General features: G+C 64.6%; 20 protein-coding genes. 9 read left to right on the forward strand and 11 right to left on the reverse strand.

Features of this window, described 5'->3' with window-relative positions; genetic code table 11:
• Positions 1-21 precede the first annotated feature (21 nt).
• A complete protein-coding gene (locus AC1DCF_RS05205) occupies positions 22-1467 on the forward strand; it encodes an LCP family protein (protein WP_477210100.1) in 1446 nt (481 codons plus the stop codon).
• A 45-nt stretch (positions 1468-1512) separates the two neighbouring features.
• Positions 1513-1911 (forward strand): PPOX class F420-dependent oxidoreductase, encoded by a 399-nt coding sequence (locus AC1DCF_RS05210; RefSeq protein WP_441790727.1) that lies wholly within the window; start codon positions 1513-1515, stop codon positions 1909-1911.
• On the opposite strand, the gene AC1DCF_RS05215 is transcribed toward AC1DCF_RS05210, so the two are convergent.
• Positions 1908-2894 (reverse strand): EamA family transporter, encoded by a 987-nt coding sequence (locus AC1DCF_RS05215; protein ID WP_477210101.1) that lies wholly within the window; start codon positions 2892-2894, stop codon positions 1908-1910. The genes AC1DCF_RS05210 and AC1DCF_RS05215 overlap by 4 nt on opposite strands.
• Positions 2895-3063: 169 nt before the next feature.
• Here AC1DCF_RS05215 and AC1DCF_RS05220 point away from each other — a divergent pair, with 169 nt between their 5' ends.
• Together AC1DCF_RS05220 and AC1DCF_RS05225 are read left to right on the forward strand one after the other, a co-directional pair.
• Complete coding sequence (locus AC1DCF_RS05220; RefSeq protein ID WP_477210102.1) at positions 3064-3624, forward strand: CGNR zinc finger domain-containing protein; 561 nt, start codon at positions 3064-3066, stop codon at positions 3622-3624.
• A gap of 73 nt (positions 3625-3697) precedes the next feature.
• Positions 3698-5089 carry a pyridoxal phosphate-dependent decarboxylase family protein gene (locus tag AC1DCF_RS05225; protein ID WP_477210103.1) on the forward strand — a complete coding sequence of 464 codons (1392 nt, stop codon included), beginning with the start codon at positions 3698-3700 and terminating at the stop codon, positions 5087-5089.
• 3 nt (positions 5090-5092) lie between these two features.
• On the opposite strand, the gene AC1DCF_RS05230 is transcribed toward AC1DCF_RS05225, so the two are convergent.
• A complete protein-coding gene (locus AC1DCF_RS05230; protein ID WP_477210104.1) occupies positions 5093-6013 on the reverse strand; it encodes a LysR family transcriptional regulator in 921 nt (306 codons plus the stop codon).
• A gap of 70 nt (positions 6014-6083) precedes the next feature.
• Here AC1DCF_RS05230 and AC1DCF_RS05235 point away from each other — a divergent pair, with 70 nt between their 5' ends.
• A complete protein-coding gene (locus AC1DCF_RS05235) occupies positions 6084-7151 on the forward strand; it encodes a YeiH family protein (protein ID WP_477210105.1) in 1068 nt (355 codons plus the stop codon).
• 34 nt (positions 7152-7185) lie between these two features.
• Positions 7186-7872, forward strand: a complete 687-nt coding sequence (locus tag AC1DCF_RS05240; RefSeq protein ID WP_477210106.1) for a DNA alkylation repair protein — start codon at positions 7186-7188, stop codon at positions 7870-7872.
• Positions 7873-7979: 107 nt separating this feature from the next.
• Here AC1DCF_RS05240 and AC1DCF_RS05245 read toward each other — a convergent pair whose 3' ends face one another.
• The 7 genes from AC1DCF_RS05245 to AC1DCF_RS05275 form a co-directional block, all read right to left on the reverse strand.
• Positions 7980-9695, reverse strand: coding sequence for a dipeptide ABC transporter ATP-binding protein (locus tag AC1DCF_RS05245; protein WP_477210107.1), 1716 nt, complete (start codon positions 9693-9695; stop codon positions 7980-7982).
• Positions 9692-10552: an ABC transporter permease gene (locus AC1DCF_RS05250; protein WP_441790735.1), complete on the reverse strand. Its 861-nt coding sequence runs from the start codon at positions 10550-10552 to the stop codon at positions 9692-9694. The genes AC1DCF_RS05245 and AC1DCF_RS05250 overlap by 4 nt, the downstream gene beginning before the upstream one ends.
• Entirely contained in the window at positions 10549-11505 is a 957-nt protein-coding gene (locus AC1DCF_RS05255; protein ID WP_441790736.1) for an ABC transporter permease, read from the reverse strand. Before AC1DCF_RS05255 ends, AC1DCF_RS05250 begins: the two co-directional genes overlap by 4 nt.
• Positions 11506-11550: 45 nt before the next feature.
• The gene (locus tag AC1DCF_RS05260) at positions 11551-13215 is read right to left on the reverse strand and encodes an ABC transporter substrate-binding protein (protein ID WP_477210108.1); all 1665 of its coding nucleotides are present in this window, start codon (positions 13213-13215) and stop codon (positions 11551-11553) included.
• Positions 13216-13240: 25 nt separating this feature from the next.
• Positions 13241-14902 (reverse strand): amidohydrolase, encoded by a 1662-nt coding sequence (locus tag AC1DCF_RS05265; protein ID WP_477210109.1) that lies wholly within the window; start codon positions 14900-14902, stop codon positions 13241-13243.
• Positions 14903-15075: 173 nt separating this feature from the next.
• Positions 15076-16740: an ABC transporter substrate-binding protein gene (locus tag AC1DCF_RS05270; RefSeq protein ID WP_477210110.1), complete on the reverse strand. Its 1665-nt coding sequence runs from the start codon at positions 16738-16740 to the stop codon at positions 15076-15078.
• A gap of 28 nt (positions 16741-16768) precedes the next feature.
• On the reverse strand, positions 16769-18430 hold the full coding sequence (locus AC1DCF_RS05275; protein ID WP_477210111.1) for an amidohydrolase: 1662 nt from the start codon (positions 18428-18430) through the stop codon (positions 16769-16771).
• Between the two features lie 321 nt (positions 18431-18751).
• On the opposite strand from AC1DCF_RS05275, the gene AC1DCF_RS05280 reads away from it, so the two are divergent.
• Positions 18752-19468, forward strand: a complete 717-nt coding sequence (locus AC1DCF_RS05280; RefSeq protein WP_477210112.1) for a TetR/AcrR family transcriptional regulator — start codon at positions 18752-18754, stop codon at positions 19466-19468.
• A 27-nt stretch (positions 19469-19495) separates the two neighbouring features.
• Here AC1DCF_RS05280 and AC1DCF_RS05285 read toward each other — a convergent pair whose 3' ends face one another.
• Positions 19496-20527, reverse strand: a complete 1032-nt coding sequence (locus AC1DCF_RS05285; protein ID WP_477210113.1) for a hypothetical protein — start codon at positions 20525-20527, stop codon at positions 19496-19498.
• Positions 20524-21174 carry a ScbR family autoregulator-binding transcription factor gene (locus AC1DCF_RS05290; RefSeq protein ID WP_477210114.1) on the reverse strand — a complete coding sequence of 217 codons (651 nt, stop codon included), beginning with the start codon at positions 21172-21174 and terminating at the stop codon, positions 20524-20526. Before AC1DCF_RS05290 ends, AC1DCF_RS05285 begins: the two co-directional genes overlap by 4 nt.
• 331 nt (positions 21175-21505) lie before the next feature.
• On the opposite strand from AC1DCF_RS05290, the gene AC1DCF_RS05295 reads away from it, so the two are divergent.
• On the forward strand, positions 21506-22717 hold the full coding sequence (locus AC1DCF_RS05295) for an ROK family transcriptional regulator (protein ID WP_477210115.1): 1212 nt from the start codon (positions 21506-21508) through the stop codon (positions 22715-22717).
• A gap of 94 nt (positions 22718-22811) precedes the next feature.
• Complete coding sequence (locus AC1DCF_RS05300) at positions 22812-24155, forward strand: extracellular solute-binding protein (RefSeq protein WP_477210116.1); 1344 nt, start codon at positions 22812-22814, stop codon at positions 24153-24155.
• Position 24156: the final 1 nt, after the last annotated feature.

The raw sequence follows: 24156 nt of genomic DNA on the forward strand, positions 1-24156 counted from the left end.
GTCTGCCTCGTACTCTGAAGTGTGATTGAGCAGCAGATCGAACCCCCGCGTCGTCGGCGACCGTCGCGCGCACGTCTTGCGCTGCGCTGGAGTGCGATCATCGTCGTGATCGCCGTCCTCGTGACGGGCGGCTACGTTTTCTACAACTATCAACGGTTCACCTCGGGCATCAGCCACATCGATGCGATCACGCATTCGAACGCTCCGGCGAAGGATGCCGATGGAACAGACCAGAACATCCTGCTGGTCGGCGACGATCACCGCCCGGCCAACGCGACGGCCGAACAACTGGCTCAACTCGGTACCCAAGACGATGGCGGCGCAACGAACACCGACACCATGATGGTTCTGCACATTCCGGCCGACGGAAGCACGGCGACCCTGATCTCGTTTCCGCGAGACTCGTGGGTCGACATTCCGGGCTACGGAATGAACAAACTCAACGCTGCTTTCAACTTTGGTAGTCAAGACGGGGGAGACGCTGCCGGGGCGCAGTTACTCATCCAGACCATTCAAAACATGTCGGGGCTGACCATCGACCATTTCGTTCGGGTCTCGATGCTTGGTTTCTACAACATCGTTGAAGCACTTGGCCCGGTGCAGGTCTGCCTCAACGAGGCAGTGAATGACCCCTACTCCACCTTGAATCTGCCTGCCGGCGTTTCTACTCTGAACGCACAGCAGGCCCTTGCCTTCGTTCGCCAGCGCCACGAATTGCCGAATGGTGACCTCGACCGGCAGGTGCGGCAGCAATACTTCCTGACCACCGAAGCACGCCAGATGCTCTCGGCCGGAACTTTGCTGAATCCGGTCAAGCTTCAGAACGTGCTTGATGCCGTCAGCTCGTCAATCGAAACCGACCCCGGGCTCGACATCCTCGGCCTCGCCGTTCAGCTGCGCGGGTTGAATGCCAACAACATCACCACGGCGACGATCCCAATCACTGGAACGCCGACCATTGACGTCGACGGCGACGAGGTGGATATCGTCGAGGTCGATACGGCCGCGATGCCCGGCTTCATCGCCCGCGTGATTGGTCCGCCATCCGCCTACGCCAATGCGAAAGCTGCGCCAGTTGGCAGTGTGACCGTGACCGTGCTGAACGGCGGCGAAACCGATGGTGCTGCCGCTGCGGCGACATCCACGCTGAGCGGGCTCGGCTTCGGCACCGGGACCGCTGGGTCGGCCGACAACCGTGTGAGCACGACGATTGAGTACCCGAAGGGGATGGAGGCTCAGGCGAAAGCACTCGCGGCATTCGTGCCCGGGGCGATTGTTGACCTCTCCACAACGGTCAGTGGGGTCACGCTCATTCTCGGAACCGACGGTCTGACCGTGACGCCGCCCAGTACGGGCACCGATGAGGGTGGGTCATCGGGGAGCGATTCGTCTTCTGCGGCCGAGCCGCCGGCATCCGCTCAGGACTCGCCGGCACACAACTTTGCCGCCGGTTCCTGCATCAACTGAGACCTCTCATCATTCGGGCACCGGCACGCTGATAGCTTGAGGATAATGAAGACCCACCTGACGGACGATGCCCTCGAATTCGTGACCGATCGGCACCTGGCCACCCTCTCGACCCTCGCCGCCGACGGAACCATCCATGTTGTGCCGGTCGGTTTCACCTACCTCGACGGCACGATCCGCATCATCACTTCGCGGGGAACCGCCAAGGTGCGGAATGTCGCGCGGAGCGGGCGGGCTTCGATCGGTCAGATCGACGGCGGCCGCTGGATTTCGTTCGAGGGGCCGGCCCGGGTTCTTGAAGATCCGGAGTCTGTCGCGCAGGGCGAGCAGCTCTATGGTGTGCGCTACCGCACCCCGCGCCCGAACCCGGAGCGCGTGGTTATCGCCATCGAGGTGGCGAAGGTGATGGGCTCGGCGGGGATGCGGGAGCACGCGACGGTCTAGATCGGCACCGGGTCTCGGGACTCAACCGGTTCGACCACCGATTCATGCGTTGGCAGGGCAGCGGGTTCCCGCTCGGTTTGAATGCGCACCAGCACAACTCCGGTCAGGATGAGCGCGCCCCCGAGGAACTGGATGGGGGCCGGAAGCTGGCCGAGCAACACCCACGCGATCACGGCAGCAAAGAGTACCTCGGTTAGCCCGACGAATGAGGCGAGGCGGCTGCCCAACCGCGCGCTTCCGGCGATGCCGAGCAGGTAACCGGCGACGGTGGACATCCCGAGGATCACGGCGGCCGGCACGAGCCACGACACGGAGGAACCCAGCAGGTCGACGTCGCCAAACGTGAAGTGGAAGGGAGCGACTCCGGTAATGGCGAGAAGGCCGAGTCCGACCGAGGCGACCACCATCGAGCTGGCGGCCAACACGATCGGCGGAAGGTCGGCATCCGCTCGCGCTGAAATCACGAAGTAGATGCAGGCGCCGAGCGAGGCGAGGAGGGCCCAGGCGACGCCGACGGCGCTGGGGGCGGCGCCGGCCAAGTTCAAAACCAGCACGAGGCCGGTGAGGGCGACGGCCGAGCCGGCGATGGTGAACCAGCCCGGGTGGCGGCGGGTGCGGGCCCAGAAGAACAAGACCAGAAACACCGGTGCCAGATACTCGATGAGAATCGCGACGCCGACCGACATGTGCTCGATGGCGTTGTAGAACGCCAGCTGAGAGCCGAGCACAGCGAAGATTCCATAGGCGAGGATGAGGCCGGCGTTCTGGCGCAGGATTCCCCAGCGGCCGCGCAGGGTGAGAATCGCCGGGATGGCGAGCACAACGGCCGCGCCCGCCGTGCGCCAGAGAACGGCAGCGGTGGGCGACCAGCCGGCGTCGAGGAGCGGGGCGACGAAGGGTCCGCTCATGCCGAAGGATGCCGCGGCCAAGAATGCGATGGCCAGGCCCGAGCCGAGCCGCTTGTTCGTCAGTGGGATGGTCATGGCTGGCTCCTTTCGGGAGGGCGTTCGGAGAGAGTTCGGGTGGGTATCGGGAGGTATTTGGCCGAGCGACTCGGGATCACGGCTGATGGAAGGCACGGGAAAATTCAGCCCGTCATGAGTCAAATGCGTTATACTCATGACACTAATTCAAACGATGTCAGGAGTCAATGTGTTGTTTGCATATGACGTCGAATCAACCTTGATTTCGACGGCCGCGCTCGTGAACACACTGCCCGAGCTCTCGGACTCTGGGCGTGATGAATTGTCGACACCGGCGGAGCTTGACGATTTCATTCGGGCCAATCAATACACCGGTTCGCGAACCCATGACGAGGCCGAGTTGGCCGGAGTGCGGGCCATTCGCGAACCCCTGCGCGAGCTCTGGACGATCGTCGACGAAGAGAGGGTCGTCGACCGGGTGAACGGAATGCTGACTACGGCTCGCGCCCTCCCTCAGATCGTGCGGCATGACGACCTGGGCTGGCACCTGCATGCCACCAGCAGCGAAAGCCCACTGGCCGATCGCATTCTCGTCGAGGCGGCGATGGGGTGGGTTGACGTGATTCGCAATGACGAGCGCGAACGGATGCGCATCTGCGCGGCCGACGACTGCCAGGCTGTTCTCGTCGACTTCTCTCGCAATCGCTCGAAGCGCTATTGCGATGTCGGAAATTGCGGAAACCGGGCGAATGTGGCGGCCTACCGGGCTCGTCGATCCGCCTCAGAGTAGCCCCGGAGTAGCCCCGAAAGTAAGTGGAGCTGCGCCCCTCGGCAGGCGTGAAGAGTGGGTTTAGCATGAGGAAATGTCGACTCAGGCTCAGGATTACACCGACGTTCTCACCCGCGCACGCGCACACGCGCTGACCTGGCTCGAATCGGTCGGCACACGTCACGTGGGCCCACGACTGCGCGCGGACGACCTGCGGGACGGGTTCGCCGCACCGCTTCCCGACGCGCCGACTGACCCGGTTGTGGTCATCGACGAGCTGGCCCGACTCGCCGAACCGGGGCTGATGGCCATGCAGTCCGGCCGCTTCTTCGGCTGGGTGATCGGCGGCACGCTGCCCGCCGCCCTCGCCGCCGATTGGTTGGTCAGTGCCTGGGACCAGAATGCGGCCATGCGATTTTCGACCCCGGCGACCGCTGCAGCCGAAGAGGCCGCCGGTGGCTGGTTGCTCGACCTGCTCGGTCTCCCGCCGGGCGCCGACGTCGGATTCACAACCGGAGCGACGATGGCGAACTTCGTCGGCCTCGCCGCGGCGCGGTACGACGTGTTGAACCGTGCCGGCTGGGATCTGGCGGAGAACGGGCTCTTCGGGGCACCGCGCATCCGTGTGTTCGTCGGCGCCGAGCGGCACGAGGTGATCGATCTGACCCTGCGCTATCTCGGCCTTGGTGCCCCCATCGTCGTCGATGTCGATGAGCAGGGTCGGATGCGCACCGACGCTTTGGCGGCAGCGATGGATGCGACGGGGGAGCCGGGAAGCCCCGCGATCGTCTGCCTGCAGGCGGGAAACCTGCACTCCGGTGCCTTCGACCCGATGCGTGACGCGGTCACCGTGGCTCACGATCGCGGCGCCTGGGCTCACGTCGACGGCGCATTCGGGCTCTGGGCTGCAGCCAGCCCGCGCTACCGCGAGCTGATCAAGGGCGTCGACCTGGCTGATTCCTGGGCGACCGACGCCCACAAGACGCTCAACGTTCCCTATGACTGCGGCCTGGCGATCGTGGCGCGGCCCGAGCCGATGCGCACCACATTCGGCGTGCACACCCACTACCTCATGACAGATCACCTCGGTGTCGGCGACCCCTTTGAGAAGACGCCCGAGCTCTCCCGTCGCGCCCGCGGTGTGCCGGTGTGGGCGGCGCTCCGGTCGCTCGGCCGCTCGGGAACCATCGACCTGGTCGACGGGTTGGCGGGCCACGCGCGTGCCCTGGCCGACGGCCTCGCCCGGATTCCCGGCGCCGAAGTGCTGAATGACGTGGTTTTCACCCAGGTCAGTGTGAGCTTCGGCAGCGACGAGCGCACCCGGCGCGTGACCGAACTGCTGCTGGCCGACGGCACGACCTGGATGTCGGGTAGCCGCTGGCGCGACCGCGATGTCTTGCGGATCTCGGTGAGCAACTGGTCGACGGATGCGGCGGACGTCGAACAATCGTTGGCCGCTGTCGAGCGCGCAGTCGCTGCGGCCTGACCGCTAGGGCCGAGCACGTGCCGACGCAGACGCACCCACCCGCCGGGCGATCTCAATAAGCTCGGCGGCGGCCCCGGTTGGCGGGGCTGAGGCATTCCAGACGGCGTGCATCGTGCGACTCAGGTCGAGCCCCTCGACCAAGATCTCGACGAGATCGCCCGCGTCGAGCCAGGGGCGTACCGCAAGCTCGCTGAGCACCGCCGGCCCGGCACCCGCCGTCACACTCACCCTCACAGCGGCGTTGCTGCTCAGCTCCAGCGTCGGCGGCACCGGCGTGAACTCGCGGAGCGCCTCGTCGAGCGTGGTGCGTGTTCCCGAACCCGGCTCCCTCACCACCAGCGCCGTTGCGGCGAGATCGCCCACGGTGACCGCTCGCTCGCGGGTCGCCCACGGGTGATCAGGGGCTACGACCACGACAAGCCGGTCACACGCAACGGTCACCCTGCCGAGACCGGGCCGCACACGCGGAGACTCGACGAAACCGAGGTCGCAGGAGCCGGCCGCGACCAGATCGAAAACCTCGGTCGAGTTCTGCACCCGCAGCGCGACATCCAGTTCCGGCCGATTGCGCCGGAGCTCCGCCAGCCAAGCGGGAACCAGGTACTCGGCGACGGTCATGCTCGCGGCAATGTCGAGCTGTGCGCTCTGCCCGGCCCGCAGTGCATCGGTCGCCGCCGCGAGTTCTCGCGCCGAGTCGAGCACCCCCCTGGCCCAATCGACGACGATCTCGCCCTCGGCGGTGAGTCGCGACCCACGCGGGCGACGCTCCAGCAGGCTCAGCCCCAGCGAGTGTTCGAAGCGGGCGATCGAGCGGCTGGCGTTCGGTTGGGCGATCTCGACGGCGCGCGCCGCCGCACCCAGACTGCCGTGTTCCGACACGGCGACGAGCAACTCCAGCACGGCGAGATCAGGCCATCGAGACATATCCAAATGATATGCCTCCATGCGTTTTTGCCGTCTACTGACCCACGACGCCGACTGAAAGCATTCGTGTATGACACGCAATGCCTCAAGCGCTTCTCTGATTTCGTCGGACGAAGGCGCGGGTCGATTCACCACGGCGAGACGGATGCTGCCGGGTCTCGCGATCTCGGCCGTTGCGGTCGGTGCCGCCCTCGCGATCAACAACGCGATGCCCACGGTCAGCCCGTTGTTGATCGCGATCGTGCTCGGGGTCGTGCTGCGCAACACGGTGCGAATGCCACAGGCAGTTGAGCCAGGTCTGGCATTCGCCGCCAAGAAACTGCTGCGCGCCGGGATCGTCCTGCTGGGGTTGGATCTGGTGCTCGGCGACATCCTGAGTCTCGGCCCGACACTGATCGTGGTGGTGATCGCCATCGTCACCATCGGCATCCTGACCACCCTGCTCGTCGGCAAATGGCTGGGCATCAGTGCCACCCAGCGACTTCTGATCGCCTGCGGTTTCTCCATCTGCGGCGCCGCAGCGGTGGCCGCCGTCGATGGCGTGATCGAGACCGAGGATGAACAAGAAGTGGTCACGGCTGTTGCTCTCGTGGTGATCTTCGGCACGCTGATGATCCCACTCATTCCGCTGGCTAGTGAGTTTCTCGGATTGACCGCGGAACAGAGCGGACTGTGGGCGGGAGGCTCGATCCACGAGGTCGCCCAGGTCGTCGCGGTCGGCGGAACGCTGGGTGGTGCGGCCCTCGGCGTCGCGGTCGTCGTCAAGCTGGCCCGCGTGCTGATGCTCGCCCCGGTGATGGCGGTGATCAGCCTGCAGCGCCGTCGGGCGCTGAAGAGCCGGTCCGACACCGGAAAGCTCCCGCCCATCATTCCGCTCTTCGTCGTGGGATTCATGCTGATGGTTCTGTTGCGGTCGAGCGGAATCCTGCCGGATCAGGTCATTGCCGGGGCCAAAATGGTGCAAACGGCGCTGCTGACGGCTGCGATGTTCGCGTTAGGAACCGGGGTGCGATTCGCCACCTTCAGTAAGGTCGGCCCGAAGCCGTTCGTGCTCGCCGCGGTGTCGACACTCGTTGTCGCGGCTGTCGCGCTCGGTGGCACGCTGCTGGTGAGCCTCGCCGCCGGTCCCTCGTCGTAGGCTGAATCTGACGCGCCATGATCAGGAGGCTGAAATGACCGAGACAGTGCTGGCCGGAACGACGGTCGCAGAGCTGATGGCCGAGCTTGCCGCACTCGATGATCCACGGGCCCGTGAGGTCAACGCTAGGCACGGCGACGACCACGGGGTCAACCTCGGCAAAATGCGCGCGATCGCCAAACGACTGAAGACGCAGCAGGACCTGGCTCTCGAACTGTGGGACACCGGAGACACCGCCGCCCGCCTGCTGGCCCTTCTGATCTGCCGTCCGAAGGAGTTTGACCGTGACGAACTCGACGCGATGCTTCGCGAGGCACGCACTCCCAAGGTGCAGGACTGGCTCGTGAACTACGTGGTCAAGAAGAGTCCGCACGCCGAAGAGCTGCGCCTGGCCTGGTTCGCGGATGCAGACCCCGTGGTCGCCAGCGCCGGTTGGGCGCTGACCTCGGAACGCGTGGTGAAGAATCCGGAAGGCCTCGACCTCCCGGCTCTTCTCGACATTATCGAGGCCGAGATGAAGGATGCGCCCGAGCGCCTGCAATGGGCGATGAACCACTGTCTGGCCCAGATCGGGATCGAGTTCCCCGAGTATCGCGCCCGCGCTCTCGACATCGGTGAGCGCCTCGAAGTTTTGAAGGATTACCCGACACCGCCGAACTGCACCTCGCCCTTCGCGCCCATCTGGATCACCGAGATGGTGAGTCGTCAGCAGGCGAAGTAAGAGCATGAAAAAGCGCCGAGCTTGACCATTGCGGTCGAGTTTCCCTGGTGTATCGGGGAAACTCGACCGCAGGTGTCAAGCTCGGCGCCGGATGAGGCTGGGCTGGGCTAGGCCGGTGTCGCCGCGTCAGCGAAACGCGGGGTGTCGGCTTCCCATTCCGGGCGCGGAATGGAGTCGAGCAGCAGCTGCGTGTATGCGTGCTGCGGGTTCTCGAGCAGGTCGATCGTCTGACCATGCTCGACGATCTCGCCGCGGCGCATGACCATGGTCGTCTCACAGACCTTGCGCACGACGGCGAGGTCGTGGCTCACGAACAGCAGCGTGAGGCCGCGTTCGCGACGGATCTCATCGACGACCTCGAGCACCTGCGCCTGCACCGACACGTCGAGAGCACTCGTCGCCTCGTCGAGCACGAGCACGTCGGGACCGACGGCGAGGGCGCGCGCGATGGCGACCCGCTGCCGCTGTCCGCCGGACAACGTGCGCGGGCGTGCGTTCGCGTGCTTTTCACCGAGGCCGACCTGATCGAACAGGGAGAGCACTTTGGCACGGGACTCCGCATGGCTGAGTTTGGTGTGCAAACGCAGCGCGTCCTCGACCGCGGCACCGGCGAGGATGCGCGGGTCGAGTGAGAGGTACGGGTCCTGGAACACGATCTGCACGGTGCGAGCGCGTTCCAAACGTTCGGCCTTCGTGCGAGCCGGCGCCGCTCGGGAGACGCCGGCGACGAGGATGTCACCTTCGTCAGCCTGCTCGAGCCCGACAATCATCCGGGCCAGCGTCGACTTGCCAGAGCCGGACTCGCCGACCACAGCAAGAGCATCGCCGCGCGGAACCGAGAGCGACACGTTATTGACAGCGATCAGCGGTTCGTTGCCCTTGACGTAGTAGGTCTTCGACAGCGACTTGCCTTCCAGCATGATCGCCGGCTGCGCCGGAGAACCGACCGAGGTTGCGGCGGCCGCAGCGGCAGCTTCCGCGTGAGCTTCCGCGCTCCGCACGGATGCGGCCGACTGGGCCGCGCTGATCACCGAAACGGCGCGGGTGAACACGCTCGGGGTGGCCGCGACGAGCTGCTGCGTGTACGCGGCCTGCGGGTTGGTGAAGACCTCTTTCACGCCGCCCTTTTCGACGACGACGCCACCGTTGAGCACGTAGATCCGGTCGCAGAGCGCGGAGGCGAGGTTGAGGTCGTGCGTGATGAACAGCATCCCCATTCCGCGCTCGGCCTGCTGTTCGGACAGCACGCCGATGATCTCGGCCTGCGTCGTCACATCCAGCGCCGTCGTCGGCTCATCGCAGATCAACAGGCGCGGTGAGGTCGACAGGGCGCCGGCGATCATCACGCGCTGCAGCATGCCACCGGAGAGTTCGTGCGGAAACTGGTTCAGGTGTGCCTCGGGCCGGGGGAGCCCGACCGAGCGCAGCAGTTCCAGCGCCCGCTGGTAGGCATCGGCCTTGGACCAGCCGTTGCAGAGGATCAGCGACTCGGTGAGGTAGTCGCCGATGCGCCGCAACGGGTTGATGCCCGAGCGCGGGTCCTGGAAGACCATCGATGCGGTCCCGCGGCGGAGCGCCAGCACCTGTGATGAGGTGGCAGTGAGCACGTCGGTGCCGTCGAGGACGACGGACCCGCTGGTCTCGGCCCGTCCCGGCAACAGGCCGAGCACGGCCCGGGCGGTCAGGGATTTGCCGGACCCGGATTCGCCGACCAGGCCGACGGTTTCGCCTTCCTCGACCGACAACGAGATCGCGTCCAGCAGTCGCGCCTTCGACCCAGTGGTGAGGTCGAGGGTGAAATCGGAGATATTCAAGAGGCTCATGATGGGATCTGCCCTCCGATTCGGTCGGAGAATTCTTCTCCGATGATGTTGACGGCGATGACCACCAGAACGACGGCGATCGCGGGAACGAGAGCGGGAAGAACCTGCCCGCTCATCAAAGCGCCGCGGCTCTCGTTGATCATGGCACCCCAGTCGGCGGTCGGTGCTTGCACACCCAGGCCGATGAATGACAGGGCGGCCAGGTCGGCCAAAACGTAACCGAAGTTCAACGTGGACTGGGCGCCGACGGTCGGCATCACGTTCGGCAGCACCCTCCGGGTCGCGATCCAGCCGCCGGAGAAGCCTTGCACCCGGTACGCGGCCACGTAGGGGCGGGTGCGTTCGGTGATGATCAACGACCGCACCAGACGGGCCACGAACGGCGCGTAGGCGATGCTCATCGCGATCACCGGGGCGACGAGACCCTTACCGAACAACGCCACGGCGAGGATCGCCAGCAGCAGTGCCGGGAACGCGAACAGCAGGTCGAACACGCGTGCGAGCACCGCGTCGAGCCAGCCGCCGCGCCACGCGGCGATCAGGCCGAGCAGGATGCCGATGATCGTCGACAGCACGACCACGAGCAGCGGGCCGAGCAGGGAGGACCGGGCGCCGAACATCATCCGGCTGAGGGTGTCCCGACCGAGAGCGTCGGTGCCGAGCCAGTGCGCGCTGGTCGGACCCGACAACACGTTGGCGAGGTCGACGAAGTCCGGGTCGTACGGGGCGAGGAGCGGTGCGAAGACGGCGGAGATCACCATCACCGCCACAACGATCAGGCTGGCCAGGAACAGGGCATTGGTGCGGGGAAGCCAGAGCGACTTCCGCACCGACTTCGCCAGTGCCGGCGCGCTCATCGGGCTGCCGCCCCTGCTGCAACGCGCGGGTCGATCAGCGGCGCGAGCAAGTCGACGACGGTGTTCACGAGCACGAAGATGATCACGATCAGCAGCACGATCGCCTGCACGACCGGGAAGTCGAGCCGGTCGACGGACTGCACCAGCAGCGACCCGATTCCGGCCAGGCCGAACGCCTGCTCCACGATCGAGCTGGCGACGAGCAGACCGGCCACCAGCACACCGCTGACGGTCAAGATCGGTCCGATCGCATTCCGCAAAACGTGGCGGAGGACCACGCGCGAACGGGTCAGTCCTCGGCTTGTTGCAACTTCCACATGCTCCCTTTCGAGCTGGTCAAGCATGGACGACCGGGTGACGCGGGCCACCAGGGCGACGAAGGCGATCGCCAGGGCCAGCGACGGCAGGAACAGGTGATAGATCCCGTCGAGGAACCCTTCCCCGCTGCCGAACGACGGGAACCAGCCCAGCTGCACCGCGAACACGGCGATCAACACGATCGCGCCGACGAACGACGGAATCGCACCGAGGCCGGTCATTGAGATCAGGATCGCCCGGTCGGTCGTCTTGCCGCGATTCAACGCGGCGATGATCCCGGCCGCGAGACCGAAGATCGCGATCATCGTGCCGGCCATCACCACCAGGCCCAGGGTGACGGGCAGGCGGTCGGCGAGCACCACGGATACGTCCTGACGGAACTGCAAGGACCGGCCCAGGTCACCCTGGAACAGGTTGGCGACCCAGTTCACGTACTGCTGCCACATCGGCAGATCCAGTCCGAACTGAGCCGTGACCTCGGCCACCGCCTCCGGGCTGGGTTTGCGGCCACGCAGCAGGAACGCCACTGGATCCCCCGGAACGAGGGCACGGGAGAAGAACACCAGCAGCGACGCGGCAAACACCGTCAACAACAGAGTTCCGAGCTTCTTCGCGACAAGCTTCACGACGTTCACCGGCCGACCTCACTTTCGGTTGACCGGTGAACGCGTGTGCCGCAGTTAGCTTGCGCCAATTGTTGCCGCCCAAGGGTAGTAGAGGTAGTTGATCGAAGGAGCAACACCGGTGATGTTCTTGCCGAGCCAGAGCACGGTCGGTGCGTCGTAGAGCGGCAACCAGGGCAGCTGCTCGTTGACGATGACCTGGGCCTTGGCAGCCTCAGCGGCACGGGCAGCGGGGTCAGAAATGGTGACAGCGTTGTTGATGATCTGATCGAACTCGGGGTCAGACCAGTTGCCGTAGTTACTGAACTCGTCAGTGCGCAGAATTGACAGGCTCTCGAGCGGGTCGGCGGTCGACTGGTACCAGAGCGTGTAGAACAGGTCGACACCTTCACGCGCTGACGGGTCGGAGAACATTGTCGTCCACTTGTTCGGAGTGATCGTCTGGATGGTGGGCTTCAGTCCGATCGCCGTCGCGGCGGCGGCGGTGGCCTGGGCAATCACATCGAACGCAGCAGTGATCGGCGAGGTCGCAATGACGATCTCCTTGCCGGTCGCTCCTGCTTCTTCAACCAGCTTCTTTGCGGCATCCAGGTCATACGGGTACTTCTTCAGATCGCCGAATGCGGTCTGAAGGCTGGCCTCGTCGGCATCGTTCCAGACTGACTCCGTGGTGATCGCATTGGTGACGGTGCCGTACCCCTGCTCGGCGGCCTTCAGCAGACCGTCACGGTCGATCGCCATGGTCAGCGCCTGGCGAACTCGCACATCGCCGAGCGTGCCCTTGAGGTTACTCACGATCATGCTGGCCACTGCGGTGTTGGTGCCGAAGTAGATCTTGCCTGCGGACGATGCCTTCAGCTGGTCGATTCCGTTGGACGGAACCATCCAGCCACCATCGACCTCGCCGGCCTTGAACGCGTTGATGCGGGCGTTCGGGTCGTTCTGGAAGACGAACTTGACTTCCTTCGACTTGGCCATGAGATCTTTGTCCCAGTAGCCGTCGTAGCGCTCGAGTGTGATGCTCTCGCCGCTCTTCCAGCTTCCGAACGAGAAGGGTCCGGTGCAGTTGACGCCGCCGGTCGAGTTGCCATAATCGGCGCCGGTCTCGGCGAGCGTTGCCGCCGATTCGATGACTCCGGGAGCGCCGGACATTCCCTGGTTGAACTGGGAGTCGGGAACCGTCGTGGTGACGGTGACCTGCAGATCGCCGGTCTTTTCGATGGAGGCAACGTTCTGGTACACGGTGTACCACGACGAACCGACCGCGGGGTCGAGGTGGCGGCTCATCGAGGCGACGGCGTCGTCGGCGGTCAGAACGGTGCCATCGTGGAAGGTGACGCCGGGGCGCAGATTGTAGACCCAGGTCGTCGGCGTCGGGTTCTCGTAGGACTCAGCAAGACCGGGAGAGATGGTGAGGTCTGCGTTCCAGCGCAGCAATGATTCGCAGACGTTGGCGAGAACCTGGTTGTCGGGGTAGTCGAACGCGTAGGCATAGTCGAGCGAGTTCGGCTCCGCGTGGGTCGACCAGGTGAAGGAGTCGAGTTCGCCGGTGGGCGCCGGGGTGAGTGCCGTCAGTTCGAAACTGGGTGAACCAGCGCCTGAATCGGCTTTCGGCGCGGAACACGCGCTGAGCGACAGCGCCGCAACGGCGACAACTGCCGACGCCGCAAGCAAGCGGCGCGAGGCGCGACGCGCGCGGGGAGATGGTGCAGGGGTAAACATAAATGTCTCCGGGGATCGGTGAGTATTAGTTGCTGCGGGGATAAACCTGGGCGCCGCGCACCCAGGTTGACGTGACGGTGGAGGTGTAGATCTCACTGGGGTCGAGCTCGAACGGGTTCGGTTCGAGTACGACGAGGTTGGCCAGGTACCCGGGAATGATGGCCCCGGTGTCGTGGTCGCGGTGGTTCACGTAGGCGGATCCCGCCGTGTAGGCGGTGAGTGAGGTGGCGAGGTCAAGCTTCTGAATCGGCTCACCCAGCGGCTTGTCCGTGGAGTCAGGCGCGACCCGAGTGACAGCGATGTGGATGGCGTCGATCGGGCTCGCGCTCGAGACCGGCCAGTCACTGCCCGCGGCCAGGCGCGCACCATTGGAGTGGAGCTCGCCGAAGGGGTAGTGGTGCTCCTCCGAATCGTCGGGAAGGAACGGCAGCGTCAACTCGTCGAGCTGATCCTCGTGGCAACCCCAGAGCGACTGGATGTTTGCGATCGCGTCGAGCGGCGCGAAGCGGGCGGTGTCGGCGGAGTCGACAACCTGCAGGTGAGCCAAATGGTGTCGGTTGTTGCTCGGGCCGTTGGCCTCGCGCGCCACCTCGACGGCATCGAGCGCTTCGCGCACTGCGCGGTCGCCCAGGGCGTGGAAGTGAACCTGGAAGCCGGCGGCATCCAAAGCGGTGACGTATTCCTTCAAGAGCTCGGGGTCGATGAACGAGAGTCCCGAGTTGTCGGTGTCATGTCCGTGTGCGTCGCGGTAGGGCACGTTCATGGCGGCCGTCTGGTTCTCAGCGACGCCGTCGACCATCATCTTGACCGTGCTGAGGTCGAGGTGCTTGTCGGGGTAACGGGCGGCAATTGCGTCGCGACGCGCGATCATCCGCGGAAGCTGTTCGAGGCCGGTGCTGCGTTCCCACCACTGGGCGCCGACAACGTGCGCCAGCAGCGTTCCCTCGTCAAGGGCACGTTCGTAGATGGCCAGCGAATCAGCCATTCCGAGACCGGTGCCGACGAGGGCGTCCTGCCAGCCGGTGACTCCGAGGGCGAAGAGTTCTTCCTGGGCGCGGAGGAGGCCTTTGTAGGCCAGGTCGTCGGTGGTTTCGGGGCGCACGTGGTTGAAGAGCTCTGAGGCGCCTTCCTGCAGGGCGCCGGCGGGGGTGCCATCGCTCTCGCGCTCGATCCGGCCGTCGGCGGGGTCGGCAGTGGCGGCGGTGATACCGGCGATTTCGAAGGCCTTGGTGTTGGCCCACGAGCTGTGGTGGTCACGGCTGGAGAGCAGAACGGGCCGGTCGGAGACGACAGCGTCGATCAGTCCCCGCGTGGGGTTTCCGCCCGGGAAGTGGTCCATTGACCAACCGGCGCCCTGAATCCACTCAATGTCGGGGTTCGCAGCGGCATAGTCGGCGATGCGGGCGACAGCTTCTTCGGCGTTTTCGGTGCCGGTCAGGTCGCACTGCAGCAGCTCGACGCCGCCGGAGACGGGGTGGATGTGGGCATCTTGAAAACCGGGAACGAGAAGTCCGCCGTTCAGGTCGATGACCTGAGTGGATTCGTCGGTGAGTGCCGCAGCCTCTGCCTCGGAAATGACGGCGCTGATCACACCGTCTGTGACCGCCACGGCGAGCTGCTCTGGCGCGTCGGCACGGGCGGTAAAGATCCACCCGCCGGTGTAAATCAGGTCTGCGGGTACAGCCACGGAAACTCCTCGTGTTCGAACGGCGTCGTTGTCGACCGGTTTCAGGAGACTAGCTGGCGCAAAGCCGCCGTGTCAACACTGTTCACAACACTGTTCACAACCTGAAACTTGTCTGAAACACAGTTCACCGGTCGGCCCGACAGGCAGCCGACCGGTGAGCAAGTGCGATGCGGTTAGCTGGCGCCGATGGTGGCCGCCCAGGGGTAGTACATGAAGTTGATCGACGGAGCGACACCGCTGATGTTCTTGCCGAGCCAGAGCATGGTCGGCTGTTCGTAGAGCGGCAGCCAGGGCAGCTGCTCGTTGACGATGGCCTGCGCCTTCGCGCTCTTCTTTGCTCGCTCGTTCGCGTCCATGATTCCCACGGCCTCGTTGACGACCTTGTCGAACTCCGGGTCGGACCAGTTGCCGTAGTTGCTGAACTCGCCGGTGCGCAGGATGCCGAACATCTCGAGCGGGTCAGACGACGACAGGTACCAGTTCGTAAGGAACAGGTCGATTCCCTCGCGTGCCGTCGGGTCGGAGAACAACGTCGTGTACTTGTTCGGCGAGATCGTCTCGATCTTCGGCTTCAGGCCGATCGAGGTTGCAGCGGCGGCGGTGGCCTGGGCGATCACGTCGAAATTGGCCGTGATCGGTGACGTTGCGATGACAACCTCTTGACCGGTAGCCCCGGCTTCGTCGACAAGCTTCTTGGCCGCTGCCACGTCGTAGGGGTACGACTTGAGATCGCCAAAGGCCGAGTCGACGGTGGCCTGATCGGCGCCTTGCCAGACCGACTCGGTGGTGATCGCATTGGTCACCGTGGCGTAGCCTTGCTCGGCTGCCTTCACGAGTCCCTGACGGTCGATGGCCATGGTGAGCGCCTGGCGTACTTTCGCGTCTTTGAGCGCACCGGTGAGGTTGCTCACGATCATGCTGTACACCGCACTGTTCGTGCCGAAATAGACCTTGCCCGATCCGGAGGAGTTCAACTGTTCGACGGCGTTGGAGGGAACCATCCAGCCACCGTCAATCTCGCCGGCCTTCCACGCGTTGATGCGGGCGTTCGGGTCGTTCATGAAGACGAACTCGACCTTTTTCGACTTGGCGACGAGGTCTTTGTCCCAGTAGTCGTCGAAGCGCTTGAGCGTGATGCCTTCACCCGACTTCCAGCCGTCGAAGGAGAAGGGGCCGGTGCAGTTGACGCCACCGGTGGAGTTGCCGTAGTCAGCGCCATCCTTGGCCAGGGTGGCCGCCGACTCGATCACGCCCGGCGCTCCGGACAACGACTGATTGAACTGGCTGTCGGGAATGGTGGTGGTGACGGTGACCTGCAGGTCGCCGGTCTTGTCGATCGAGGCGACGTTCTGGTACGAGGTGGCCCAGAACGAACCGACTGCGGGGTCGAGGTGGCGGCGCATCGACGCGACCGCGTCGTCGGCGGTCATCGTGGTGCCGTCGTGGAACTTCACGTTCGGGCGGAGGTTGTAGACCCAGGTCGTCGGCGTCGGGTTCTCGACCGATTCGGCGAGACCGGGCGACGTGGTGAGATCGGGGTTCCACCGGGTGAGCGAGTCACAGATGTTCGCCAGGATCTGGTTGTCGGCGTAGTCGAATGCGTAGGCGTAGTCGAGCGAGTAGGGCTCGGCATAGGTCGACCAGGTGAACGAGTCGATCTCGCCGGACGGCGCCGGGGTGGTCGCGCTCAGTTCGAAGTTCGGTTTGCCATTGTCTGCCGAGTCGGCCTTCGGTGCGGTGCACGCACTGAGCGCAAGCGCAGCAGTGACAACGAGTGCCGACGTTGCAAGGATTCGGCGGGACGTGGATCTGCGGGACGGCGGTGCCAAGTTGAGCATAATGATCTCTCCGGGGTTCGGTGGGGCACTAATTGCTGCGGGCATAAACCTGGGTGCCGCGCACCCAGGTCGAGGTGACGCGTGCTGTGTAGATTTCGCTCGGATCGAGCTCGAACGGGTTGGGTTCGAGCACAACCAGATTGGCCACGTAGCCGGGAACGATGGCCCCGGTGTCGTGGTCGCGGTGGTTCACGAAGGCGGTTCCCGCCGTGTACGCAGTGAGGGATGTCGGTAGGTCGAGTTTCTGAGTCGGCGGCCCGAGCGGTTCATGGGTCGAACCAGGTGTGGCCCGGTTGACCGCGATGTGGATGGCGTCGATCGGGTTCGCGCTCGAGACCGGCCAGTCGCTGCCTGCGGCCAGGCGGGCGCCGTGGGAACGAAGTTCACCGAACGGGTAGTGGTGCTCTTCTGAATCGTCGGGAAGGAACGGCAGGGTGAGCTCGTCCATCTGCGCCTCGTGAACAGCCCAGAGCGACTGGATGTTTGCCACGGCGTCGAGCGGGGCGAAGCGGGCTGTCTCTGCGGCAGCGACAACCTGCAGATGAGCCAAGTGGTGACGGTTGTCACTCGGGCCATTGGCCGCGCGGGCGGCCTCGACGGCGTCGAGTGCTTCACGCACCGCACGGTCACCGAGCGCGTGGAAGTGCACCTGGAAGCCGGCGGCATCGAGGGCCGTGACGTACTGCTTGAGCAACTCGGGGTCGATGAACGACAGGCCGGCGTTGTCGGTGTCGTGGCCGTGCGAGTCTCGGTAGGGAGCATTCATGGCCGCGGTCTGGTTCTCGGCGACGCCGTCAACCATGATCTTGACGGTGCTGAAGTCGAGTTCTTTTCCCGGGTAACGTGCGGCGACGGCGTCGCGGCGCCGGATCTTTTCTTGTACCTGCTCGATGCCGGCACTGCGATCCCACCACTGTGCACCGACGACGTGAGCGAGCAGGGTGCCGTCGTTGATGGCGCGTTCGTAGATGGGCATCGAATCGGGCATCCCGAACGCAGTGCCGACCGCGGCATCTTGCCAGCCGGTGACTCCGAGCGCGAACAGCTCGGTCTGGGTCCGAAGGAGCCCTTGGTAGCCCTGTTCTGAGTTGATCTCCGGTCGTACTGCGTCAAAGAGCGCGGAGGCGCCCTCTTGCAGGGCGCCGGCTGGAGTTCCATCGGCCTCCCGCTCGATCCGACCGTCGGCGGGGTCGGGGGTCGCGGCGGTGATACCTGCAATCTCGAAGGCCTTTGTGTTGGCCCAGGAGCTGTGGTGATCGCGGCTGGCCACCAGCACCGGGCGATCGGGAACGACAGCGTCGAGCAAGTCTCGGGTCGGGTTTCCGCCCGGGAAGTGGTCCATCGACCAGCCGCCGCCCAGAATCCATTCGACGTCGGGGTTCGCCTGGGCGTACGCGGCGATTCGCGCGACCGCTTCTTCGGCGTTTTCGGTGCCGGACAGATCACACTGCAGTAGCTCGACGCCACCGAAGACCGGGTGGATGTGGGCATCTTGAAACCCGGGAACGAGAAGTCCACCGTTCAGGTTGACGACCTGGGTGGTCTCTCCGGTGAGCGCTGTGGTCTCACTCTCGGGCACGACGGCAGTGATTGCGCCGTCGGTGACGGCCACGGCCATCCGCTCTGGTGCGTTCGAACGGGCTGTGAAGATCCAGCCGCCCGTGTAAATCAGATCTGCAGGTACTGCCACGACACACTCCTCGCGCTCAATGCGGCACCGTTGCCGACCAGATTTCAGGAGACTAGCGGGAGCGTAACTTGGGTGTCAACGGTGTTTACAACACTGTTCACAATCGTGATCTTTTGGTTATTGATTCGGAGCGTTCCGGTGAGGTCGCGGGTTCTTCTCGGCGTGGAATTCAGTGTGAACAGCGTTTACAACACTGTTCACAGTGGTGATCTTGTGGGACACTGCGTGACAAGCTGTAAATCGGGGACTGCTGCAACGCACGAGTCGATGGTCTCCGCCAGGATCGATTGACTGATTCACAGGAAGAAAGCCGAGGGGTCGATGAAAACTGTCGAGGACAATGGTCGGACAACGACAAAGGAGCGGGCGCGCCTCGACGCGGAATCGATCATCGAAGCGGGGCTTCGAATCGCGGCCCAACCGGGAATGGCCACCGTGTCAGTGCGAGACCTCGGCGCAATGCTCGATGCCGCACCGACTGCGATCTACCGTCATTTTCGGAGCAAAGAGGGCCTGATGCAGGCGCTGCTCGACCGGCTGATCGTGATGTGCCTCGAGCGCGTGACGGCCCCGCCCGAGGAATGGAGGCAGCGGCTCGTCGAATTGTGCACGGCAACCCTCGACGTCTTTGTCGCCTATCCCGCCGTCGGTTTGGAAGCAATGGCTTTCAGTACCGAAGGCCCCGGAGAGCTCGACACCATTGAACTCATGCTCGACGCCTATTCCCGGACGGGACTCGAGGGCGACGAACTCGTGCAGCATTATGCAGCGCTTGCGACGTACGTGCTCTCCTTCGCCGCGGGAGTAGCGCGCGCGCATAGCCTCTCCAGCACGATGGAACCACATCAGACATCGCCCTGGTGGCGACGCACGCTCCCGGTGAGCGCCGTGTCGCATCCGCACATCTCGGCTCTGCGCGAGGAAATCACCGCGCTCACAGACCGAGAAATCTATTTTCTGGGCGTCAAGCAGCTGATGGATGCCGCCGAGCGGGCTGGCGCCAGCGCTCGCGAACGGGCCGCCGCGGCACAGGCCTGAGCGACTCCCGTCGCTTCCAATACGGGCTCACCATCGGACTGATGTGAGAATCGTCTTTCCGTTCCAGACCACGGTCGTGGAATCGAGTTCGAGGCGCACGCTTGATCGCTCGAACGTGGCACGCGACACGCAGGCCTTCTGAGTGGATGAGGCGTGGACTGTTTCCGCAGCGTGACGGCCGATCAAACAGAATCCCTTCGACGGAGTTCTCGCGACCCAGATTCGCCAGTCGCTCGCCGTCGTTCCGGCGAACCGACTGGATGCCGAGTCCACTCGCTCGTCCTCGAAGATGATGAAACCGTTGAACACGTCGACCTCGGTTTGGGCGCGGGCGAACCAGGTGTCGGCAGCGGTCACGTTGCCCGGAAATCGGGTGAGCGTCAGCAGGTCGGATGGTGCGCTCAGGATCGCGGCATCCGTGGGCGCCGAGGTGCTGACCGGGTTCTCGAAGCCGACGGCTGAAGCCAGCCCGACGCCGATTCCGATGACGATGCCCGCCGCCAGGGTTGCGATGAGCAGAACTCGTGGGGGAAACGACACGCGTGAAGCCGGGGGAGAAGATGCAGAGGATGCCTGATTGGACGCCTCCGCGCCTGACATTTCCGATGCGTCAGGCGTCTCGACATCGATTGGCTCTGAACGGGTGGGTTCCGGCGGCCCGCCTTCGGTGAGCACGTCTTTCATCCGGTTGAGGGCTGCATAGACGTCGGCACTGCGACGGTGCTCTGCTGCGCTGATGGCAGCGAGGCGTTCGGTGGCGAGTTCGCGCTCTGTGCCCGCGGTCAACGCTGTGGGGCGTCCGTAGGCGAGGTCTCGAAGGTGCCGAAGCTCCGCCGCCTCTGCTCCGGCGATGTCGGATGCTGCGTCAGAGTTGGACTCGGTGTTGGCGTCGGAGGCCACTGCCGTATCGACTCGTGCTTCTGTGGCGACGACTTCGGTCAATGCGGCAAGCGCGTCGCCATCCCCGCGATAGCTCGCAAGGTAGACCCGTCGCACCCCCGGGTCTGTTCCGATCAGCGCGAGGGCTGATGCAGCAGACCAGGGGTGCGGGAGGTTCATTGTTGCTCGCTGACCTCACGACGGGTGCGAGCGAGCAGAGCGCGAATCTGCTCCCACCGGTCAGGGGGAACGGCGCCGGGAAGCAGCAGCAACCACAGCTCCTCCACCCGCTGATAGATATCCTCGCGGTGGGTGAGAACCTCGGAGACCATCTGCACGCCGGTGAAGGCGGGGATGATGAAATGCGCCATCATCGCCGGGCTGACGTCAGCCGTGAGGTCGCCCAGGGCGGCGGCCTCGGCAAGATACCCCTCGATCCAGCCAATCCAATCGAGATACGGCCCAACCACTGGGGTCTGAAAGCTTGATCCTTCGAGGGTCAACCGGATTCCGGCTCGCACGATCGGGTTCTCCCGAAGCTGCCGGGCGACCAAAAACGAGGCAGCCACGGCAGCGGCGATGCCGGTCGTGCCCGACTCGCGGAGGGCGACGCCGATGGTGTGGGCCAGCGCGTGTTGCGCGTCGATCACGGCGCGAGCGATCGCCGCTTTCGAGTCGAAATGAAAGTAGAGGGCGCCCTTGGTGACACCGGATGCCGCGGCAATGTCGGCCAGCGACGCCAGGCCGTAGCCCTGCGACTGGAACACCGTTGCCGCACCCGTGACGATGGATTCTCGGGTGTCGGTGGCACGCTTTTGTTGCGCCATCACGCTCCTCGACTTCAGACTCACGTTCAGCTTAATCGCCGATGCTGTGTCGATGGTCACGCTGCGCGATCGTGGCCGGTCCGGCCGGTACGGCCAGTGAAGTTCCACCGCCCACGATCGCGCTAGTCCGCCCCACTTGTGTCCCCGTCGTCAAAAGATACCAGACGGTATTTTTGTCAGACTGGCAAGTGGCTGAGCAAATGGTCGTCAGTCGGTGGGCCTTCGCGCGAGTGACGATTGCGCAATCATGAACACTTTCCTGACGGGGGGTCTTTCTGTTAAGAAACTTTCCTGATACATTCTCGGCAACGACAACGCGAGGATGCGATTGATGTCAACGAAGACAATTCAAGGAACCCCGGCATGGCTGCGTGCGACGAACGATCGCACCGCGCTGTCGCTGCTACTCACACACGGGCCTTTGACCCGCAACCGAATCGGTGAGCTCTCCGGACTCTCGAAGCCCACCGCCTCGCAGATGGTGCAGCGATTGAATGAGGCCGGCCTCATTCACGCGGTCGGCGAGGTCTCGGCGGGGCGCGGACCCAACGCGGCGAGCTACGGCGTGCGGGTCGACCGGGTGCTTGGCATCGCCGTCGATATCAGTGCCACGGTGATCGCGGCAACACTCGTCGATGCCAGCGGAGCCGTGCACCCGATCGTCGAAATCCCGGTACAGCGCCAAGCCAAGGGGCGGTCGGCAGTCTCGGATGTGCGCACCGCGATCGACGCGGCCTGTGCCGCGAACGGTGCAGACCGTGCGGCCGTGCAGTTCGTGTGCGTGGGCGTTCAGGCCGCGATCGACCCCCGCACTGACGAGCTCAGCTTCACCGACACGCTTCCTGGCTGGCCGCGAATCGGAGTGCGCAAGCTTCTTGAGGACTCCCTCGGCATCGCGGTGACCATCGAGAACGACGTCAATCTCGCCGCCCTGGCCGAGCGCCGAGGCGGTGCGGTGGCCGACGCGAGCGGGTTCGCGCTGCTCTGGATGGGACCCGGCCTCGGTTTGGCCGTCGATCTCGGAGGCACCCTGCACCGCGGCGCCGGCGGGGGCGCCGGCGAGATTGGCTACCTTCCTGTTCCGAAAGCGGCGGCCCAGTTCGATCCGGATGCCGACGACCTCCAAGATCTGATCGGCGGCCCCGCGGTCGTGCGTCTCGCCCGGGACCACGGCCTTCGTGGTCGTGGCTTCTCCTCGCTGATCAAACAGTTCGGCGTCGAACAGGTGGGCAAGGGCGCCGCGCCGGGCCCGCGCGAACACCTGATCGCGGAGCTGGCACCCCGTATCGCCCTCGGCGTGATCCCTGTTCTCGCCGTGCTCGACCCCGAAGTCGTCGTTCTCGGCGGCCCCACCGGCATCGCCGGCGGCGACCAGCTTGCCGAGCGCGTGCAGGCGCATCTGCGACGCACCTCGCGCTGGGCGCCCGTCGTCGTCGCGTCCACCGTCGCCGCTTATCCCGTGCTCACCGGTGCCCGTGCGGTGTTGGTCGCCGAGGTGCGGGAACGCTTGCTGCGTGACGTCGAACGCATCGCAACCCCCTAACTCCATCCACAACCACCCCGGTCATGCCGCGAACCCCGCGATGTAGCGGATTTTCTTTCTTGGTCATGACGCAGAGAAATAGAGGCAGGAAGAAATGAACAAGCGATCAGCCCGGCTCCACCTTCCAGTCATTGCCCTCGCCGCCGCATCTGCCCTCATCTTGAGTGGATGCACCTCCGGAGGCTCAGGAAGCGATTTTGCGACAGAGACCCCGACGGACCTCTCCGGCACCGTGTCGTTCTGGCATTTCTTTTCAGACCGTGAGGCCGACGTCATCCAGTCGGTCGTCGATGATTTCGAGAAAGCCAACCCCCAGGTGAAAGTGACGGTTCACCCGGGCCAAGACGACGAGAAAATGCGCAAGGCGATTTCCACGGGCAGCACCGTCGACCTCGGCCTTTCCTACTCCACCGACATCGTCGGAAACTTCTGTTCGACCGGTGCTTTCCGCGACCTCACCGACGTGATCAAGCGCGACAACGTGGACATGAGCCAGTTCACCGACACCGTGAAGAGCTATACCGAGTTCGACGGAACCCGTTGCAGCATGCCCGTGCTGGCGGATGTCTACGGCCTCTACTACAACAAGGATCTGCTGAGTGCGGCCGGCTTCACCGAACCGCCGAAGACCCTGAGCGAGCTCGAGACGATGGCCGACGCGCTCACCACCTACAACGCAGACGGGTCGATCAAGACCCTCGGCTTCAACCCGACAATGGGCTGGTACGAGAACGCTCCGGCGCACTACGGCCCGGCGGCAGGTGCCGAATGGTTGAACGCCGACGGCAGCTCGGCCATCGGAACTGATCCCGGCTGGCCAGACCTGATCAATTGGCAGACGGCGTATGTGCAGAAGATCGGCTGGGACAAGCTCAACACGTTCACGTCGGGTCTCGGCCAGGAGTTCTCGGCCGACAACGCGTTCCAGACTGGTCAGGTCGCGATGAACATGGACGGCGAGTACCGCACCGCGTTTATCGACGATCAGGCGCCAGAGCTCAACTACGGCACGGCCCCGTTCCCGACCGCCGATGCCCACACCGACCTCTATGGAGGCGGCTACATCACCGGAAATATCGCCGGAATCTCGAAGGGGTCGAAGAACCCGGAACTCGCCTGGGCGCTCATGAAATACCTCACCACCGACACCGCAGCGGTGGTCAAGCTGTCGAACGGGCTGAAGAACGTGCCGACCACCCACGCGGCGCTCACCTCGAGTGACCTCGAAGTGTCGCCGCAATTCCAGACATTCCTCGATATCTCAGAGAATCAGCACACGACGACCACTCCGCCGAGCCCAGTGGGGGCCGGCTACCAGCAGTCCTTCCAGGACTGGTGGAACATCTATCAGACCGACCCGTCAGCCGATCTGACCGCATCGCTGCAAGAAATTGACAAGCAGATCAACGACTCAATCGCGCTTGTGAGCGGTCCGTAAC

The sequence above is a fragment of the Leifsonia sp. 10L418 genome (assembly GCF_056395445.1).